General features: G+C 35.5%; 17 protein-coding genes and 1 tRNA gene. 10 read left to right on the top strand and 8 right to left on the bottom strand.

The window, feature by feature from the left end; genetic code table 11:
* Positions 1-59 precede the first annotated feature (59 nt).
* Positions 60-365 (bottom strand): hypothetical protein, encoded by a 306-nt coding sequence (locus tag BUB25_RS01015; RefSeq protein ID WP_139256877.1) that lies wholly within the window; start codon positions 363-365, stop codon positions 60-62.
* A gap of 464 nt (positions 366-829) precedes the next feature.
* Here BUB25_RS01015 and BUB25_RS01010 point away from each other — a divergent pair.
* Positions 830-900, top strand: a tRNA-Trp gene (locus tag BUB25_RS01010).
* Positions 901-1,045: 145 nt separating this feature from the next.
* Here the strand turns inward: BUB25_RS01010 and BUB25_RS01005 are convergent.
* The 6 genes from BUB25_RS01005 to BUB25_RS00980 all read right to left on the bottom strand — a co-directional run bounded on the left by BUB25_RS01005 (position 1,046) and on the right by BUB25_RS00980 (position 6,966).
* Positions 1,046-2,215: a peptidylprolyl isomerase gene (locus tag BUB25_RS01005; RefSeq protein WP_072938406.1), complete on the bottom strand. Its 1,170-nt coding sequence runs from the start codon at positions 2,213-2,215 to the stop codon at positions 1,046-1,048.
* Between the two features lie 39 nt (positions 2,216-2,254).
* Positions 2,255-3,379: a peptidylprolyl isomerase gene (locus BUB25_RS01000; RefSeq protein WP_072938404.1), complete on the bottom strand. Its 1,125-nt coding sequence runs from the start codon at positions 3,377-3,379 to the stop codon at positions 2,255-2,257.
* Between the two features lie 71 nt (positions 3,380-3,450).
* Positions 3,451-4,083 carry a gliding motility-associated peptidyl-prolyl isomerase GldI gene (gene gldI / locus BUB25_RS00995; protein ID WP_072938402.1) on the bottom strand — a complete coding sequence of 211 codons (633 nt, stop codon included), beginning with the start codon at positions 4,081-4,083 and terminating at the stop codon, positions 3,451-3,453.
* Between the two features lie 6 nt (positions 4,084-4,089).
* The gene (locus BUB25_RS00990; RefSeq protein ID WP_072938398.1) at positions 4,090-5,097 is read right to left on the bottom strand and encodes a DHH family phosphoesterase; all 1,008 of its coding nucleotides are present in this window, start codon (positions 5,095-5,097) and stop codon (positions 4,090-4,092) included.
* 158 nt (positions 5,098-5,255) lie between these two features.
* On the bottom strand, positions 5,256-6,512 hold the full coding sequence (locus BUB25_RS00985) for a voltage-gated chloride channel family protein (protein ID WP_072938395.1): 1,257 nt from the start codon (positions 6,510-6,512) through the stop codon (positions 5,256-5,258).
* A 43-nt stretch (positions 6,513-6,555) separates the two neighbouring features.
* On the bottom strand, positions 6,556-6,966 hold the full coding sequence (locus BUB25_RS00980; RefSeq protein ID WP_072938392.1) for a RidA family protein: 411 nt from the start codon (positions 6,964-6,966) through the stop codon (positions 6,556-6,558).
* Positions 6,967-7,251: 285 nt separating this feature from the next.
* On the opposite strand from BUB25_RS00980, the gene BUB25_RS00975 reads away from it, so the two are divergent.
* The 7 genes from BUB25_RS00975 to yidC all read left to right on the top strand — a co-directional run bounded on the left by BUB25_RS00975 (position 7,252) and on the right by yidC (position 16,210).
* The gene (locus BUB25_RS00975; protein ID WP_072938389.1) at positions 7,252-7,899 is read left to right on the top strand and encodes a hypothetical protein; all 648 of its coding nucleotides are present in this window, start codon (positions 7,252-7,254) and stop codon (positions 7,897-7,899) included.
* Between the two features lie 222 nt (positions 7,900-8,121).
* Complete coding sequence (guaA, locus tag BUB25_RS00970) at positions 8,122-9,651, top strand: glutamine-hydrolyzing GMP synthase (protein ID WP_072938386.1); 1,530 nt, start codon at positions 8,122-8,124, stop codon at positions 9,649-9,651.
* A 127-nt stretch (positions 9,652-9,778) separates the two neighbouring features.
* Entirely contained in the window at positions 9,779-11,722 is a 1,944-nt protein-coding gene (locus BUB25_RS00965) for a LysM peptidoglycan-binding domain-containing protein (RefSeq protein WP_072938383.1), read from the top strand.
* The gene (locus BUB25_RS00960) at positions 11,722-12,123 is read left to right on the top strand and encodes an OsmC family protein (protein ID WP_072938380.1); all 402 of its coding nucleotides are present in this window, start codon (positions 11,722-11,724) and stop codon (positions 12,121-12,123) included. The genes BUB25_RS00965 and BUB25_RS00960 overlap by 1 nt, the downstream gene beginning before the upstream one ends.
* Positions 12,124-12,216: 93 nt before the next feature.
* Entirely contained in the window at positions 12,217-12,450 is a 234-nt protein-coding gene (locus BUB25_RS00955) for a DUF3820 family protein (protein ID WP_072938377.1), read from the top strand.
* Between the two features lie 153 nt (positions 12,451-12,603).
* Positions 12,604-14,217, top strand: a complete 1,614-nt coding sequence (locus BUB25_RS00950; protein WP_072938374.1) for a CTP synthase — start codon at positions 12,604-12,606, stop codon at positions 14,215-14,217.
* A gap of 88 nt (positions 14,218-14,305) precedes the next feature.
* A complete protein-coding gene (gene yidC, locus BUB25_RS00945) occupies positions 14,306-16,210 on the top strand; it encodes a membrane protein insertase YidC (RefSeq protein ID WP_072938370.1) in 1,905 nt (634 codons plus the stop codon).
* 58 nt (positions 16,211-16,268) lie between these two features.
* On the opposite strand, the gene BUB25_RS00940 is transcribed toward yidC, so the two are convergent.
* Positions 16,269-17,234, bottom strand: a complete 966-nt coding sequence (locus BUB25_RS00940) for a fasciclin domain-containing protein (RefSeq protein WP_072938367.1) — start codon at positions 17,232-17,234, stop codon at positions 16,269-16,271.
* 410 nt (positions 17,235-17,644) lie between these two features.
* Between BUB25_RS00940 and BUB25_RS00935 the strand changes: the two genes are divergently transcribed.
* Both BUB25_RS00935 and mnmA read left to right on the top strand, forming a co-directional pair.
* Positions 17,645-18,331 carry a toxin-antitoxin system YwqK family antitoxin gene (locus BUB25_RS00935; protein WP_244533798.1) on the top strand — a complete coding sequence of 229 codons (687 nt, stop codon included), beginning with the start codon at positions 17,645-17,647 and terminating at the stop codon, positions 18,329-18,331.
* 62 nt (positions 18,332-18,393) lie between these two features.
* A complete protein-coding gene (gene mnmA, locus BUB25_RS00930) occupies positions 18,394-19,581 on the top strand; it encodes a tRNA 2-thiouridine(34) synthase MnmA (RefSeq protein ID WP_072938360.1) in 1,188 nt (395 codons plus the stop codon).
* Positions 19,582-19,709: the final 128 nt, after the last annotated feature.

Raw genomic sequence — 19,709 nt, 5'->3', positions numbered from 1 at the left:
GTGTTTGCCTATTCTGTTTTGTAGAATAGCAAATGAGTAAATGGACTTATAAATAAAGATTAAACTTCAGGAGGAGGCGGTACAATATTAGGATGAAATTGCATATTGTATATTTCCTTGTAATTGATTTTTCCTTTTTTTGAAGTATAAAAAGGAGTAACAGTAAAGAACAGGTTGTTTTTTATTGCAAAAAAATCAATGCTTTCACCAGTATCAGTATTGGATATAATATGGTTTTCAGTAGATGAATTTTCCGGGAATGCTTTTTTTATGGGTATAGCTGTTTTTGTAATGCCAGATACAATTGATTCTTCTGTTTTGGAAAATGACAAGGAGACACAAATTGTTCCAGATGTGTGAGCCATTATAGCATTGCTAAATAAAAAAAATGACAGAATAAGCCAAATAAAAGGGGAGCCACTATGTATTTTTATCTTTTCCATTTTGGAGTGCAAATATATAGTAATACTGGACTTTGCCCTCTGATTTAAGGAAAATTTAAGTATTTTTTATCCTACAATAAAGGTTCAACAGATTGGATTGTTTTCAACGATAGCCAAGTGGCTGTATATCAGAATTAATAAATTAAAACAGATAGAAGGGTTTATAAAATGAGGCAGGATGAGGAGGTTAAATTCGAAATTCGTAGTGTCATTTGATCCAAAAACGGAATTTGAGATAGCGCTTCTAGAAAAGAGATAAGCTTGATTTAGGCTTGTTGTTTTTTTTTGTAAATAAAAACTTAAATAGGCTGATATTATTTCTGAATTGTTATTTTTGCAAAAGATAATGAGACGCAGTAAGGCTTTGCTATTACTGGTTTTAATATACGGGCGTAGTTCAAGGGTAGAATAGCGGTCTCCAAAACCGTTGATGGGGGTTCGAATCCCTCCGCCCGTGCATGAAATAGGCCACAGTCTGGACTTAAAGATTTAAAGGTATCCGTTTAGATACTTTGGTAAAATTTAAAATGACAGTACATAAAAAACCCGACAGTTTATTGAAACTTGTCGGGTTTGTTTATTTAAAGAAAACGGGTTCTGTATTAAGGTTGTTTTTCAAACATTTCCAATTCAAAAACCAGATTTGTGTTTGGAGGTATGACGCCACCAGCGCCTCTTTCTCCGTAAGCCAAGCTTGAAGGGATGAACAGTACTACTTTGTCACCAAATCCCATAAGACTCAATCCTTCGATAAATCCAGGAATCATACCGTCTTTTTTGCCCGCCTGAAAAGGGAAGGCTTGATATCCTTTTTGAGCTGCTCTGTTTGGATCGTGTTTTCCATAAATTTTGGCTACATCCTCATAGCTGCTGTCAAATAAGTTTCCGTCTTCAAAGTAACCGGAGTATTTAAAGTAGAAAGTCGATCCATCTGCTGGTTTTACACCTGTTCCTTTTTGGATCACTTTATAGGCAAGTCCGCTGCTTGTCTTTGTAGCATTTGCTTTTGCGGTAGATAAAAAAGCCGCTTTTTCGGCAACAACTGAAACCAATTTTTGAGCTAAGACTTTTTTCTTTTCGGCTTCAATGGCAGCTTGTTTTTTGGTGTCTTCTTCTTTATTGTTAAAATAGTCGGCAAACACTTTTTGTGCGTCGAAGTTTTTTGCCAATTTTCCTTTTCTTATAATGGTAATTTTGGTGATTGCATCATCTTGAGCAATGCTGTTTACCACTTCGATCCCTTGGGTAACATGACCAAAAACGGTATGTTTTCCGTCTAGCCAAGAGGTTTCTTTATGAGTGATAAAAAACTGACTTCCATTGGTAGCCGGACCAGAATTGGCCATAGAAAGAATTCCTGCTTTATTGTGTTTTAAATCGGTAAATTCGTCTTTAAAAGCATATCCAGGACCACCGGAACCATTTCCTGACGGATCGCCTCCTTGTATCATGAAATCTTTGATTACTCGGTGAAATTTCAGACCATCAAAAAAAGGTTTTCCTTTGAGTTTTTCGTCAGTGACAAAAGTATTTTTTCCTTCGGCGAGGGAAATAAAATTAGCCACGGTAATTGGTGTTTTTTGATATTCCAGCGCAACGGTAATTTCTCCTTTGTTTGTCGCAATTACAGCAAAGATTCCTTCCGGAGCAGCAGCTTTTTTTGTGTTGGATTTTGTTACTGTTTCTTTCTTGGCAGTAGCCGTTTTTTTTACGGTTTGTGCCTGAACGCTCAGCATTCCGATAAACGCAAATAATAAAAATTTGATTTTCATTTTTCTAAATTTAAAGTTCTCTTTTTCTGTTGGATTGGATTATTGAGATGTTGTTTCCAATAATTCAATTTCAAAAATAATATTAGCATTTGGTGGTATAACATCGCCAGCACCACCAGCGCCATAAGCTAAATGTGAAGGGATGAATAGTATTGCCTTATCGCCAAAAGATAATTTTTCTAAACCTTCAATGAATCCCGGAATCATGCCGTCTTTTTTACCAGCTTGAAAAGGGATAGGTTGGTATCCCATTTGGGCAGCTCTGTTTTCGTCAAGTTTTCCGAAAATTTGTGCCACATTTTCTATGCTAGTGTCAAACAAATGACCGTCTTCAAGAAAACCGGCATAGTGGATGTATAATGGGGCTCCTTTAGCAGGTTTTTTACCGCCAGCTTTTTTAGTGATCACATATTTAAGACCGCTTGAGGTTTTGATGGCCTTACTTTTCAAAGCATTGAAGTATTTTACTTTGTCTTCACGAACGTCTTTGTATTTTTCGTCGTAAATTTTTCTGTTTTGTTCTTCAATTGCTTGTCTGTTCTTTTGATTTTCAGACTCAACAGTGAAGTAATCAGAAAATGTTTTAACGGCATTAAACTTTTTCGCAGCTTCCCCTTTTCGGATAATGGTCACTTTCTTGATAAAATCGTCTTGTACAATTTTGTTTACGGCTTCCATTCCATTTTCTACCACATGGCCAAAAATAGTGTGTTTTCCGTCTAGCCAAGGTGTTGAAAGATGGGTAATGAAGAATTGGCTGCTGTTTGTCGCAGGACCATTGTTGGCCATAGCCAAAACGCCTCCATCAATAAATTGCAAATCAGAAAATTCATCTTTAAATTTATAACCGGCATCTCCAGAACCAGTACCTAGTGGATCTCCCGTTTGTATCATGAAGTCATTGATGACTCTGTGGAATTTTAATCCATCAAAAAAAGGTCGGTCTTTTAGGTTTTTATTGGTAACAAAATCATTTTTTCCTTCGGCCAAGGTAACAAAATTAGCTACTGTAATAGGTGCTTTTTTATAATCTAAGGATACAATGATGTCGCCTTTGCTAGTTTCAATTTTGGCATACAAACCATCAGGAAGATTGTTGTATTCCTCTTTACAAGAGTATAAAGTGGTAATTGCGAATAATACGAGTAAGATTCTTTTTTTCATAACGATTTACTTAATTATTTTAATGGTGTTTTTAGGTTTATTGGATCAGTAATGGTTTTTATAAAGCGCTTTTAAGGCTCTAGAGTATCTGTAGTTGTCTTTTTGGAAGCCTTAGCATCAATAAGGGTATTGCCTTCTATTTCAGCTTTGTAAACAGCTTCAGGCTTAAAATCATGCAGGGTAACGGTGCAAAATAAAGGTTGGTTGACTCCTATTTTTTTATCATCACCATGATAACCATAGCCCATGTGAGAAGGGAAAAGAAAGTTTACTGTTTCATTTTTACGCATCAATTTGATACCGTCTCTTAAGCCCATCATGATATCTTGTTTGTCCACGCGATAAATTTGAGGTCTTAATTCTAATTGCGAATAGATGATATTGCCTTTGAGGTCTTTTATTTCATAATCAAAAAAAGCAATGTCTCCTTTTTTTGGCGTCAGCGTATCAAGTTCATTTTTGGTTTCATAAGAATACCAATAGCCTTTTGTTGAGGCAAAAAATTCTACCGTAGGCTTGCTTTTGATGATCGCCTTGATTTGGTCTTCCTCGCTCGCTACTAATTTTTTATTTCGGTCCACCGATTTTTTCATGAAAGAACCAGAGCTATGTGAGATAGGTCTGCGGGCTTCCTGATCTTGCTTGCAACTCAAAAAAAGTGATGCTAGTACCAATGAAATGGGAATGAAAAGCTTTAGTTTCATGATGTTTTATATCGTAAGTTTAGTTACTAAATCTTCAAATTTGGCAATTGTTTCTTCCATAGATACCTCTGATTTTCCTCCGGCGGCATTCTGGTGGCCTCCTCCATTAAAATGGTCTCGGGCAAATTGATTGACATCAAAGTCACCTTGGGAACGAAATGATATTTTGATAATTTTTTCTTCTTTATTTTCGATAAATATAGCTGTAAAAACAATTCCTTTTATCGTTAATCCGTAATTTACGATTCCCTCTGTATCTCCTTTGATGTGTTCAAAAGTGTTTAATTCCTCTTGAGTCAAAGTAGTATAGGTCGTCTTGTGATCAGCAAGGACTTTCATGTTTTGCAATGCTCTTCCTAATAATTGCAAACGACTGTAGGAGCTGTTTTCAAAAAGCAAACTTGGGATTTTAGTATTTTCTACTCCTAAATCGATTAATTCGGCTACAATTCTATGGGTGTCTCCGGTAGTTCCCGGGAAACGGAAAGAACCAGAATCGGTTAGGATTCCCGTATAAATACAAGTTCCTATGGTTTTATCGATGTCCTCTTTTTGGTCCAGAAAAGAAATGAAGTTGTAGATCATCTCACATGTAGATCCAAAAGCAGTATCTGAATAGGTATAAGTGGCATAATTGTCCGGTTTTTGATGGTGGTCAATCATGATAAAAGTCGCTTTTTGCTGAGCCAGTACCTCTTCCATTTCATTTCCTACGCGGTGTAAGGCATTAAAGTCTAAGGTAAAAATCAAATCGGAGTTTTCCAGTATTTTAGTACAGTTTTCCTTGTCTTTTTCGAATATTTTAACGGTTTCTGAGCCCGGAAGCCAAGCCAGGAAATCTGGAAATTCATTGGGAGCAATCACAATTGGTTCGTGATTGTTCTTCAATAGAAAGTGATATAATCCTAGAGTTGATCCCATCGCATCGCCATCTGGGCCTCTGTGCGGAATGATTGCAATTTTTTTTGGTGTTGCTAATAACAACTTTATCGCTTGAATGTCTTGTATTTTCATAGTCTGCGAAATTACATTTTTTTAATGTAAAGTTTTGAATCATTTAAAATTTAACATGCTTTTTCATATGTTGATATTTATTGTTTTTCAATGGTCATATGTAATTCGCATATCATCATTGGTGTTCGTGAGCAATTTTCGATCATGCTCATTTCACATTAGAAATTGTCCAGTTTTCTTCTTTTAAATTTTTCGTACAAATGGTATTTTGGTCCTTTTAAGCGCTGCGGATGATAAATTCCCACAGAACCAGACGACAGATAAGCAATAAAGCAGGCAATCGCGATAAAGAACCCGCTTTCTATCCCAAAAAGTTCCATTCCCATAACGGTACAGGCGATGGGGGTATGTGTGGCTCCCGAAAAAACGGCTACAAATCCCATTCCGGCCAATAAGGCAATAGGAAGTGGAATGAAAAGTGACATTGCGCTTCCCAGTGTAGCTCCAACGAAGAAAAGAGGCGTAACCTCACCACCTTTAAATCCTGCCCCTAAAGTAAAGCCAGTAAACAGTATTTTGAGTAAAAAGACATAATTTTCGCTTGGTTTCGAAAAAGATTCTACGATAACAGGAACTCCCAGGCCAAGGTATGTATTGGTTCCGATGCAATACATGGCAATGGCAAACAGCAATCCGCCAATGAAAGGGCGTAAAGGTGGGTATTTTATTGTTTTTGTAAATAAGAAACCCCAATAATGTGTGCTTCTGGAGAATAACATGGCGGCCAGTCCAAATAGAATGCTCACCGGAATGATCCAAAGCGCTATTTTTAGGCTGAAATCCGGAACTAGGGGAATGGAATAATGCGTGTGTTTTACTTCCCAGAATTCCACCGTAAAATAGGCAATGAAGGCCACTACGAACGATAAAACACTGCTTTTTATACTGATTTTACTAAAATATACAACCTCTAGCGCAAACAAGGCGCCGGCTAATGGAGTTCCGAAAACCGAAGCAAATCCGGCACTAATCCCTAAAATAATAAGCGTTTTTCTGCCGGAATTGTCTAGATTGAAGATGGTTGAGAATTGGTCGGCTATGGCGCCTCCCATTTGTACCGCTGTCCCTTCACGACCGGCTGAACCTCCAAAAAGATGAGTAATTAAAGTACTGATAAGTACCAGAGGAGCCATTTTTAATGGAATTATTTTTTGCGGATTTTCGTATTCTTCCAGCAGTAAGTTATTGCCTTTTACCACTTCTTTTCCGTAATAATGGTAGCCTAAGCCTACAAACAATCCGCCTATTGGTAAAAGCCAAATGATCCAATGATGGTTGTTTCTGGATTGGGTGACCCATTCTAGTGCGACTAGGAAAAAGGCCGATGCAGATCCGGATAAAATGCCTATTAGAAAACAAATAAGGATCCATTTGAAAAGAAGAGCTATTGTTCTTTTTATTTTTTCTAAATTCATTTGTTTCAATACGGGGATTGATAAGTGTTTTTGGGCTAAAGTATTACAATCCTTCTTGAATTAATGGTTTTTCGGCGGCGATAGCGGTAAATTCTATTTCTACCAGATATTCAGGAGCGACTAATTTGCTGATTTCATAAAAACCGGTAGTTGGTTTTACCTCTTTGAAAAATTTAGCATGTGCGGTTGCTACGGCTTCAAAAGTATTAATGTCAGTAGTGAATATTCGAGTACGAATGACATCTTTCATGCCTACATTAAGATCTTCCAGTACTTTTTCGACTCTTTTAAGTATATTCAATGTTTGTGCATGTGCATCATTGGCTTTTACAATTTCGCCGTCAACGATTGCCACTGTACCTGATACTTCGATGATGTTCCCGATGCGAACCGCTCTGCAATAACCCATTTTGTCTTCCCAAGGAGAGCCTGTCAGTATGTTTTCTCTTTTCATTTGGATGTTTTTTTTTGGTTTTAGATTTTAAAAACTAGCGTCATTAATAGTTTGGTATATTTTTTGCCACTTGTAAAAATAGTAAAATAAAGAACACTGGTTTTATATACGAAGGCAATTTTTAAAAAAAAAGGATTTAAAGTGTTTTTATGCTTTGATAGAAAATAAATTTGAAAATTGAATGTTATAATAGAAAGTTAAATTCTACTTTTTTTAGGCTTTTGTACCATTGGTTTTTTATTTTTAAAAATTTTACATCAATAATCATATTAGATTATACATATTATGAAGCGAATACTCTTTTTTATTTTACTACTGGGATTATCTGTAAAGGGTTATTCTCAAAGCGAATTTAATTCTAAGTTTAAAGCGATACCACCTGTAGATACCAAATTTAAATCTAAGAAGGTGAAGCCTCCCGTTGTTGAGCCGCCAAAGGTTGTTGCTCCGGAAGTGGCAAAAAAACCGAATCCTTCTCCGCCGATAGAAAAGCCCAGCACCATTTCGATGATTCCTAAAAATGAATTTATTAATCCCGGAGACGCCATAAGAGATAAATTGAATAAAAAAGATGAACAACCCGAAGGGATAGTGTATAGAAGGAACCAGAATCTTGGGGATTTTAAAACAACATCCGTTACTGCCAAAGTATTGTATCGTGATGCGGCTTATGTAGATGGCGATCAGATAAGGGTGTATTTAAATGACAGTGTTATTCAATATCAGGTGAATTTAGACAGTAATTTTCAAGGTTTTGAAATACAACTGGTAAAAGGGTTTAATAAAATTGATTTTGAAGCTTTGAATCAAGGGAGTTCTGGGCCCAATACGGCTGAATTTAAGGTGTATGATGACAAGGGAGCATTGATATCGGCTAGTCAATGGAATTTAGCAACCGGATTTAAAGCAACGCTTGTTCTTACCAAAGAGTAAGTTGTAATGCCGTTTTTTTTGTTTTACTTTTTAAGAATAGCGAAAAAAGCGGTGTTCATTTAGTAGCTGTCTCGCTGTTTTTGATGAGAATTTTCTTTTATTTCTATCCTATTTTTGGAGTTACTAATTCTGAAAATACTTGATGTTTATTGGGATATAAATAAATTTCAATTTTTTCAAATTTCAATTTTTCAATTCCAAATATAAAAAGTATTTTTGCGCATGCAACACAACGTACTTATTTTAGATTTCGGATCGCAATACACTCAGCTTATTGCGCGTAGAGTTCGCGAATTAAATATATTCTGCGAAATTTTCCCTTACAATCATTTTCCGAGTGATTTATCAAGTTATAAAGCCGTAATTCTTGGAGGAAGTCCATTTTCTGTTAGAGGAGAAGATGCACCACATCCTGATTTATCTCAAATAAGAGGTAAATTACCTGTGCTTGCCGTATGTTACGGAGCGCAGTATTTAGCCCATTTTAGCGGTGGAGAAGTAGCAGCTTCTAATACAAGAGAATACGGTAGAGCTAATTTATCTTATATAAAAGAGAATGAAATTTTCTTTGAAGGGGTTTCAGAGAACAGTCAAGTTTGGATGAGCCATAGCGACAGTATAAAAGCTTTGCCTACAAATGGTGTGAAACTGGCCAGTACCCATGATGTGGAATTTGCCGCTTATAAAATTGAAGGCGAAACTACTTATGCTATCCAATACCATCCTGAGGTTTTTCACTCTACCGATGGGTCAAAAATGCTTGAAAACTTTTTGGTAAAAATTGCTGAGGTTCCTCAAAACTTTACTCCAAATGCTTTCGTTGAAGAGATGGTAGCTGAGCTAAAAGAAAAAGTAGGAGATGATAAAGTAGTTCTTGGACTTTCAGGAGGAGTAGATTCTACTGTAGCAGCGGTTTTATTACACCAGGCTATCGGAAAAAACCTGTATTGTATTTTTGTAAATAACGGTTTGCTTCGTAAAAACGAGTTCCAAAATGTATTGGATCAATACAAAGGGATGGGTTTAAACGTAAAAGGAGTAGATTCAGGAGATCGTTTCTTGTCAGAATTGGCAGGAGTAAGTGATCCGGAAACCAAACGTAAAATTATCGGGCGTGTATTTATCGAAGTTTTTGATGATGAATCACACCTTATTGAAGATGTGAAATGGCTGGCTCAAGGAACAATTTATCCTGATGTTATTGAATCTGTTTCGGTTAAAGGACCTTCGGCAACGATTAAATCGCACCATAATGTAGGTGGATTGCCCGATTATATGAAATTAAAAATTGTAGAACCGCTTCGTATGCTTTTCAAAGATGAAGTGCGAAGAGTAGGAGCTACTTTAGGAATTGATCCGGAATTATTAGGAAGACATCCTTTCCCGGGACCAGGATTGTCTATTCGTATTTTAGGAGATATTACACCAGAGAAGGTTCAAATTTTACAAGATGTAGATAAAGTCTTTATTGACGGATTGAAATCTTGGGGATTGTATAATAAAGTTTGGCAAGCGGGAGCTATTTTGTTACCGGTTAACAGTGTAGGTGTTATGGGTGATGAGCGTACTTATGAAAAAGTAGTAGCGCTTCGTGCTGTTGAATCTACTGATGGTATGACAGCTGACTGGGTACATTTGCCTTATGATTTCCTGATGAAGGTGTCTAATGATATTATCAATAAAGTAAAAGGGGTAAACAGAGTGGTCTATGATATTAGCTCTAAACCGCCAGCAACAATAGAATGGGAATAAATTTATAGTATATTCCTTTTAAGAAATGCATTTTTATTAGTGCGCTTTATAGAAACGGTATCAGATTTTGGAATAAAATTTGATACCGTTTTGCTATCTTTGAATTATTAATTTTATAAATAAAATAATGAAGTATTTTTTCGCGATTTATATGACTGCTTTCTTGTTTACGACTACTGTTTTTTCACAAGGAAAAATGATCACACATAAAATAGAAAAAGGAGAAACAATCAACCAAATAGCTCAAAAATATAAAGTGACCCCATTTGATATTTATCAATTAAATCCAGATGCACAAAGAGGATTAGTTCCTAATGGAACCTTGCTTATTCCTAATAAATCGACCGCTAAAATTCTGACTCAGCAGCCTAAGGAAAGTGCTCAGCCGCAAACGCACGAGGTTGTTGCTAAAGAAACTTTGTACGGAATTGAAAAAAAATACGGAGTGTCGGATCAGGAATTGAAAAAAGCCAATCCAAGTATTGAAAAAGACGGTTTGCAAATTGGTCAAATTCTGGTAATTCCTTCAAAAAACAGTTCTAAAACAACTACTGCTATTCAGGAAAAAGTGGTCTATCACGATGTGTTGGCAAAAGAGACAAAATATTCGATTGCTAAACAATACGGAATCACAATAGAGGAATTGGAAAAACGCAATCCTGAAATTGTGGCTAATTTACCTATTGGTTATAAACTGCTAATTAAAGGAAATGCCCCAAAGGCGGTTAAGGCTATTGAACAAGTAGAGTCAAAAAAAGAGATTCTGAAAACAAATACTTTAAAAACATCTGCGGCAATTGATTATGCTGATTATGAAGTAAAGCCCAAAGAGACGCTTTATAGTTTGTCAAAAATGTTTGGGCTGAGTCAAGAAGAATTGGTTGCTCTTAATCCACAATTGAAAGACGGGGTTGAGATAGGGATGGTTTTGAAAGTTCCTTCCAAGGCTTTGGTTACAACCAATGTTAAAAAAGAATATGCTTCTTTATCAAAAAAAATAAGTGAAGGCAACCGAAAACGAATGGTTTTGTTGTTGCCTTTTAATGTGTCAAAAATAGAAGAAGATACTGTTAATTCGACTACAGAGCGTTTGAAAAAAGATAAGTTTTTAAATATGACTTTGGATTTTTATTCGGGAGCTCTTATGGCTATCGATTCGGCTAAAGTACTTGGTCTTCCGGTTGATGTTGAGATATATGACTCTCAGGAAACTAAAAACAGTTCTAATGTGGCGGCTATTGTGCGCGATAATAAATTAGAATTGGCTGATGCAGTTGTGGGACCTTTTTATCAAAGTAATGCAGAAACAACGGCTCAGCTGTTAAGCGCTACTAATGTTCCTGTTATTTCTCCGCTATCAAAAGATATCGGGAATCCTTATGCTAATCTTTTCCAGACGATACCTACTGTTGAAGTTGTTAGAAACACTGTATTTGACTATATGCGAGCTAATAAAGGGAATATTATAGCAGTGGTTGATAGGAAAAAAGAATCGGTGATTAAGTACATACAGCAATATCAAAAAGACGTTCGTTTTGTGGCTTTCAAAGAGAATGGAAGTGTGTCAGCTGAAAGTTTGAAAAGCATGTTGGTCAAAGATAGAATGAACTATGTTGTTATGGAAACCGGAAATACCGGAATGGTAAAGGCAACTATAGCGGCTATGGTAAGTTCTATGGCGATGTATCAGGTACAACTGGTTATTCTGGAGCCTAATGAGACTTTGGATACTGATGAAATTAATTTTTCAAATTTAACCAAGTTAAAGTTGATGTATCCTTCGGTGACACGTGATAATCAGTCTCCGGAAGCATTGGTTTTTAAAAATAAATATCGAAAGTTAAATAATATTTCTTCCAGTGATTTTGCAACCCGAGGTTTTGATGTTACTTTCGATACCTTGTTGCGATTGTCGCAGGATAAAAGTTTTGAAGAAACAGCAAACGCGATTGGAACTGTACAGGTGGATAATAAGTTTGAATACTATAAAAAAGAGGATGGAGGATATACTAATAAAGGCGTATTCGTGCTTTATTACGATACTGATTTAATCATAAAAGAAGCTAAATAATGACATCAAAAGTAACCTACTTAGGGGAGTTAAGAACGTCCTCAATACATTTGCAATCAGGAAATGAAATCATCTCTGATGCGCCAGTAGATAATAACGGAAAAGGAGAAGCTTTCTCGCCAACGGATACTGTTGCGAATGCTTTGGCCAGTTGTATGATGACTATTATGGGGATAAAAGCCCGTGAAATGGATCTTGATTTGACAGGAAGTACAGCTTCTGTAACTAAAATTATGAATGCGGAGCCAAGAAGAATTGGTGCAATAGAAATTGAATTTGAAATGTGCGGTACTTCGGATGCTAAAAATCAAACGATTTTAGAAAGAGCCGCTATGACTTGTCCCGTTTTTTTGAGTTTGAATTCGGATATCGAAAAAAGAATCACTTTTAACTGGAAATAATTTTAGAACTAAGAAGAAAGAAATAAGAGAAAAGATTCCGTCAGTTAATCTTTTCTCTTATTTCTTTTTTTGTTTCCCTTTCTTTTAAATAAAATGGATAAAAATCAACAACAACTTATCAAACTTGCTCATGCCAAAATGCCTTTTGGTAAATACGAAGGAAAATATCTCATTGATTTACCTGAATATTATGTGGTTTGGTATCATAATAAAGGATTTCCAAAAGGAGAATTAGGAGAGCAGTTGAAATTGATTTATGAGTTAAAGCTAAATGGACTCGAAGAATTGATACGGAATATTAAAAAACGTTATCCAAAACCTCATTGATTTCTTAAATTAATGAGGTTTTGATTTTAAGAATATTGTATTAAGGCATTGTCAAATTTCCGAATTATCTCTTTTCTAAATTAGCATAATCTCAATTTATAATCGTATTTTTGCCAAGTTTTTTACGCAACTACAATACAAACAACACATAGAATGAATCAAACGAAATATATTTTTGTTACTGGTGGTGTGACTTCTTCATTAGGAAAAGGGATTATCGCAGCATCTTTGGCAAAATTGTTACAAGCAAGAGGATATCGAACCACTATTCAAAAATTCGATCCTTATTTAAATGTTGATCCGGGGACTTTAAACCCATACGAGCACGGAGAATGTTACGTAACGGATGATGGTGCTGAAACCGATTTGGATTTAGGTCATTACGAGCGTTTCTTAAACGTCCCTACTTCTCAGGCTAATAATGTTACTACAGGAAGAATCTATCTTTCGGTTATTGAAAAAGAAAGAAGAGGAGAATTTCTTGGAAAAACGGTACAAGTAGTGCCTCATATTACCAATGAAATTAAAGACAGAATGCAATTGCTTGGTAATTCAGGCGATTTTGATATTGTTATCACTGAAATTGGTGGGACAGTAGGTGATATTGAGTCTTTGCCTTATATTGAATCGGTACGTCAACTGGTTTGGGATATGGGGGAGAACAATGCTATTGTAATTCATTTGACTTTAGTACCTTATTTGGCAGCAGCTGGTGAGTTGAAAACAAAACCAACTCAGCATTCCGTAAAAACTTTAATGGAAAGCGGTATCAAAGCTGATATTTTGGTTTGTAGAACAGAGCATGAAATTTCAGATGAAATACGCAATAAATTGGCTTTGTTTTGTAATGTAAAAAGAGAAGCTGTTATTCAATCTATCGATGCATCCACAATTTACGAAGTGCCTAATTTAATGTTAGAAGAAGGTTTAGATGTTGTGGCGTTGAAAAAATTAGATTTGCCTAAGAAAGCGGCTCCAGACTTGAAAAACTGGAATACTTTTTTACGCAGATTAAAAAATCCAAAACACACTATAAATATTGGTTTGATTGGAAAATATGTGGAGATGCAAGATTGTTACAAATCAATTTTGGAAGCTTTCATTCATGCAGGAGCTGCTAATGAGACCAAAGTAAATGTAGTTTCAGTCCATTCAGAGCATATTGATGAAACAAATATTGCTGAGAAATTAGCAGGATTAGACGGTATTCTTGTGGCTCCCGGTTTTGGAGAAAGAGGAATAGAAGGAAAAATTGAAGCGGTGCGTTATGCTCGTGAAAACAAGGTTCCGTTTTTTGGAATTTGTTTGGGAATGCAAATGGCTGTGATCGAATATTCAAGAAATATTTTAGGTTTGGCTGATGCCAATTCTACTGAGATGAACGATAAAACGGCTCATCCGGTTGTTAACCTGATGGAAGAGCAGAAAACGATTACTGACAAAGGAGGGACTATGCGTCTTGGAGCTTGGAAATGTGATTTGAAAAAAGACTCATTGGCTTATCAAATTTACGGAAAAGAAACTATTTCTGAACGTCACCGTCATCGTTATGAGTACAACAGTAATTATGTAGCACAATTGCAAAATGCAGGATTGATTGCCTCAGGGGTGAATCCTGATACTGGATTGGTTGAAATCATAGAAATTGAAAACCACCCATTTTTCATTGGAGTGCAATACCATCCTGAATACAAAAGTACCGTTGCTACTCCACATCCAATATTTGTGAATTTTGTAGCTGCTGCCGTTAAAGCTAAAAAGAAATAATATTCAGTTCAGTATACCAAAATGGTACTGGAATCTAATTTTGTTTGTTGGAAAACGATAAACGATAAAAATAAATAATTGTATTATAATGGAACAAAAAAAGTTTGACCCGAATTCGATAATAGGTTTTGCATTGATTTTTGGGATATTAATTTGGATAATCTACAATAATCAGCCAGATCCAAAAGTAATTGCAGCTGAAAAAGCGCAAAAAGAATTGGTTCTTAAAGCAGCCAAAGCCAAAGAATTAACCGAGAAAGCAGTTGCCGAAGCTACTGTAGCAGTAGCTACAAGCGGTGATTCAACTCAGGTGGCTCAATTGGAAAAAACATTGGGTAACTTTGCTTATTCAGCAACACTTCCTTCTGCCAAAGAGACTTATACTACAATCGAAAACGAGGTGGTTAAACTAAAAATCGCCAATAAAGGGGGATATATTGTTGAAGCTACTTTAAAGAATTTCGAAAGATTCAAAAAAGGTTCCGGTGAATTAGTGGAGTTGATAAAAAATAATAATTCCAATTTAAATATACAATTGTTTACCAATGACAATCGTACTTTAAATACTAAAAACCTTTATTTTGAGCCTAGTTTGACTAAAAACGGAGAAGATCAAATCTTATCCATGCGATTGAAAGCTGGTGCAAATGAATTTTTGGAATACAAATACATATTAAAGCCAAACGATTATATGATTGGTTTTGATATTCGTTCCCAAGGATTGAATAAAGTATTGAATACTTCAAAACCATTAGATTTAGAATGGAGTTTGAAATCGTACAGAAATGAAAAAAGTATTTCTTATGAGAATAAGTATACTGAAATTTATTTTGAGCATAAAGACGGCAAAACTGATTATGCCGGTCTAGGGCAAAAAGAAGAAGAAACTCTTGAAAAAGCTACTTTTGTGGCTTTCAAACAGCACTTTTTTGCTAGTATTCTTTTGACAGATAAGCCTTTTGAAACCGCTAAAGTGCAGTCTGATAATTTAGTGCATGACGAGAAAGTAGACAGTATTTTCACGAAGCAATTTAAGGCCAATGTTCCTTTGGCTTTTTCAAACGGAGAAGTTGATTATAAGATGAGTTGGTATTTTGGACCTTCTGATTATAAGATTCTAAGTTCGTATGATAAAAATATTGAAAAAATCATCACTCTGGGATGGGGAATTATCGGTTGGATTAACAGATTTATCTTTATTCCTTTATTTGGATTCCTAGGTTCGTATATTGCTTACGGAGTGGCCATTATTATTTTTACGATTTTGATAAAATTGGCTATGTCGCCAATTACCTTTAAATCGTTCTTGTCGCAAGCAAAGATGAAAGTATTGCGTCCTGAAATTGCTGAGTTAGGGGAGAAATTCAAAAAAGACCCGATGAAGAAGCAACAGGAAACCATGAAGTTGTATAACAAAGCAGGGGTGAACCCAATGGCAGGTTGTATTCCGGCATTGATCCAAATGCCTTTTTTGATGGCATCGTTTCAGTTCTTCCCATCTGCTTTTGAATTAAGACAAAAAAGTTTCCTTTGGGCAGACGATTTATCTTCATTTGATTCCGTTGTCAAATTACCATTTCATATTCCTTTGTACGGGGATCATATCAGTTTGTTTCCAATATTGGCAGCGATTGCTATTTTCTTTTATATGAAAATGACATCTGGTGACCAACAAATGGCTGCTCCTCAACAAGAAGGCATGCCGGATATGGCTAAAATGATGAAAATTATGATTTATGTGTCCCCATTGATGATGTTGTTTTTCTTCAATAGTTATGGTGCGGGATTGAGTTTGTATAACTTTATTTCAAATTTGATCACTATTGGAATCATGATTGTTATCAAAAGATATTTCATTGATAGTGATAAGATTCATGCTCAAATCCAAGAGAATAAATTGAAAGAGCCTAAAAAACAAGGTAAATTTCAACGAAAACTTCAAGAAGTGATGGAGCAGCAAGAAGCGCTGAAAGCACAACAGAAAAAGAAATAAATTTTTTATAAAAAAAAGCTCCCAAATTACGGGAGCTTTTTTTTTTATAAATTATTTTTTATAATAAAGGTAATAGAACTTTATCTATTGCATGAATAACTCCATTTGAGCACTGTACATCTGTAGCGACAATAGTAGAAATTCGATTGTTCGCGTCTTTTATTTTAGCGCCACCGCTGAGCTGAATGCTGAAGGTTTGAGCTGGAGTAAGGATTGGAGTTACTATTTGTCCTTCGGTTAAACTAGCTGCTAAAACATTAGCTGGGCTTACTACATGATATTGTAGAACTTTGGTCAAATTAGCAGCTGAAACTCCTGCGATTCCTCCTGGTGCCAATTCTGTATTTAATGCTGTAAATGCGCTATTTGTAGGTGCGAATACCGTGAATGGTCCAGTTCCTGATAAAACAGACACGAAGTCAGGCTGTCCTGAGCTTGTTAATGCGCCCACTAATGAGGTGAAGTTTGGATTTGCAGTTGCGTGGGTAACAATAGTGGGTAGCCCTATGACTTTGTCTACGATATGGATAACACCATTTGTCGCCATAATATTAGGAGTACTAACTGTAGCAACACCATTTAATTTCACTCCAGCAGTTGTATTTACGAACATGCTTAAGGTGTTAGTTGAAGATGCAGGTCCCTTGGCTAATGTTTTAATGTAGCCCGTAGTTAGGTCAGAAGCTGATAGTTTAGTTGCAATAACGTGATTTAGTAAAATTTGAGTCAATGTTTCTTTTGGTACATCATTGATGGTCGCATAAGGCGTTGATGCAAGAAATGCGGTAAATGCCGCATTTGTTGGAGCAAAGACCGTATAAGTACCACTGGCCTGTAGGGTAGCTGATAATTCAGCTCTTTTTAAGGCTTGGACTAAAATACTTAAATCTGAAGTTTTTGATGCCAGTCCTGTTATGGAGTTGTCAGCTGGAGTAGTAGTGTTGTCATCATTATTGCATGATGATACTAAAACTAAAAAACTCAAAAATAGAGTTAAATTCTTGATTTTAAATAGATTTTTCATAATAAAGGATTTAATATTTTGTTCGAAGTTAAAATATTATTTTCACATATTGTTTAATATTTTAAATAAAAAGATAAACAAAATAAAAAATTATGTTTTTTTTAAATTTTGTTTAACTGATGTTAAAATATTGTTTTATAGGTGTTTATAATTTTTATTAGTTGTGTAATGGGTTTTTGTGTAATACTAATTCTAATTTAGGTTAAACAATTTATAAGGATGTTTTATGTCAATAATAGGATGGCGTTTTTGTTCAAAATAGATTGGGCTGTCCCTTATGATGTTTTTTAATTATAGAACTATAAAATATTTAGGTATTCTTTAATAAAGCGTAAATTTGCCTTAGTAAGTAAATAGTTATAAGTAAACATTTGACACTAATGATACAATTTAAGTTTTGTTTTTTTAAAATGTTCTGTTTGGTTCTTTTTAGCCAAACAGTAGTATCTCAAACGGATTTCAATAAGCTTGATTCTAATGGTAAAAAACATGGTCTATGGAAAGGTTTTTATGAAGAATCTAAAAGACCTAGGTATGAAGGTACTTTTGAACATGGAAAAGAAATAGGTCTTTTCAATTTTTATGATGATACCAAAGCGAAATCCATAATAGCCACCAGAGAATTTAATGTACATGACAATTCCGCCTATACCATCTTTTATGATCAGGCGAAAAACAAGGTCAGTGAAGGAAAGTTAGTGAATAAATTATTTGAAGGACAATGGAAATATTACCATCAGGCTTCGTCTACGATAATGACAGTGGAGAATTATAAGAATGGGAAGTTAGAAGGGCTACGCTCGGTATTTTACCCCAATGGAAAAATCGCAGAAGAAACTAATTATAAAAACAATCTGAAAGACGGTTTGTATAAGAAATATTCGGATAATGGTATTGTGCTTGAAGAGGCCATTTACAAGAACAATGAGTACAATGGACCGGCTGTTTTTAGAGATCCTGAAGGAAACATCGTTTCAAAGGGACAATTTTCAAAAGGAAAGAAATCAGGGATCTGGCAGTTTTTTGAAAAAGGGAAACAAGTCAAGGAAGTCAATATGAGTGATCTTGGAAGTGCTTCAAAAACCAAACAGAATTAAGTTTGCCTATGCAGAGATACTGTAATAAAACTTTGTAACTTTGCAGTCTTAAAAAAAATAAAATGAAGCGTGTAGTTGTAGGACTTTCGGGAGGTGTAGATTCAAGTGTTGCTGCTTATTTGTTGCAACAACAGGGATATGAGGTAATCGGTCTGTTTATGAAAAACTGGCATGATGATTCAGTGACTATTTCGAATGACTGTCCTTGGCTTGAAGACAGCAACGATGCTTTATTGGTTGCCGAAAAATTAGGAATCCCATTCCAAACTGTTGATTTAAGCGAAGAATACAAAGAGAAAATCGTTGATTATATGTTCAACGAATACGAAAAAGGACGTACTCCAAATCCTGACGTACTTTGTAATCGCGAAATAAAATTTGATGTTTTCATGAAAATTGCCCTAAGTCTGGGAGCTGATTATGTAGCTACAGGACATTATTGTCAAAAAAGTGAAATTGAAGTTGACGGAAAAACAATTTATCAATTGCGCGCCGGTGCTGATAATAATAAAGATCAATCGTATTTCTTGTGTCAATTATCGCAAGAGCAATTGTCTAAAGCTTTATTTCCTATTGGGGAATTGACCAAACCGGAAGTGCGGGAAATCGCCGCCGAGATGGAATTGGTAACTGCCGAAAAGAAAGATTCTCAAGGATTGTGTTTTATTGGAAAAGTACGTTTGCCTGAATTTTTACAACAAAAATTGCAGCCTAAAGAAGGTTTGATTATTCAAATTGATAAAAATAACCCTGTTTATAATTTAGAAAAGAAAGAATCTTTGTCTTTAGAGGAAGAATTAGCCTTGGCCTCCCAAAAAATTGCTTACACTCCTGAGATGGGAAAAGTGGTAGGAAAGCATCAAGGAGCCCATTATTTTACAGTAGGACAACGAAAAGGTTTGAATGTAGGCGGTACAGCTGAAGGTTTATTTGTAATAGCAACAGATGTAAATACCAATACAATTTACACAGGAATGGGCAGTCATCACCCAGGTTTGTTTCGTTCGGCATTATTTATAGAGCAATCTGAAGTGCATTGGGTTCGTACTGATTTGGCTTTAGCCAATGGTGAACAAATGGAAGTGATGGCAAGAATACGCTACAGACAGCCTTTGCAGAAAGCGATCTTGCATCAGTATGAAACCGGAATGTATGTTTCTTTTGAAGAGCCGCAATCAGCCATTACCGAAGGACAATTTGTAGCTTGGCATTTAGGAGATGAATTAGTTGGTTCGGGCGTTATTTCTTAGCTTACTACTTATTTGTGAAATTTAGAACAAAAGAATATTGGATGCTATAGCGCTTTGATGTTAATTTGTTTTTTATATTTAGGAATTAAAACGCAATAAGTTTGTTTTGACTAATGACTAAGTGTTAA

The sequence above is a fragment of the Flavobacterium granuli genome (assembly GCF_900129705.1).
Classification (GTDB): domain Bacteria; phylum Bacteroidota; class Bacteroidia; order Flavobacteriales; family Flavobacteriaceae; genus Flavobacterium; species Flavobacterium granuli.
Note: the sequence above shows the minus strand (reverse complement) of the source record. Positions and strands in the feature narration are given on the sequence as shown.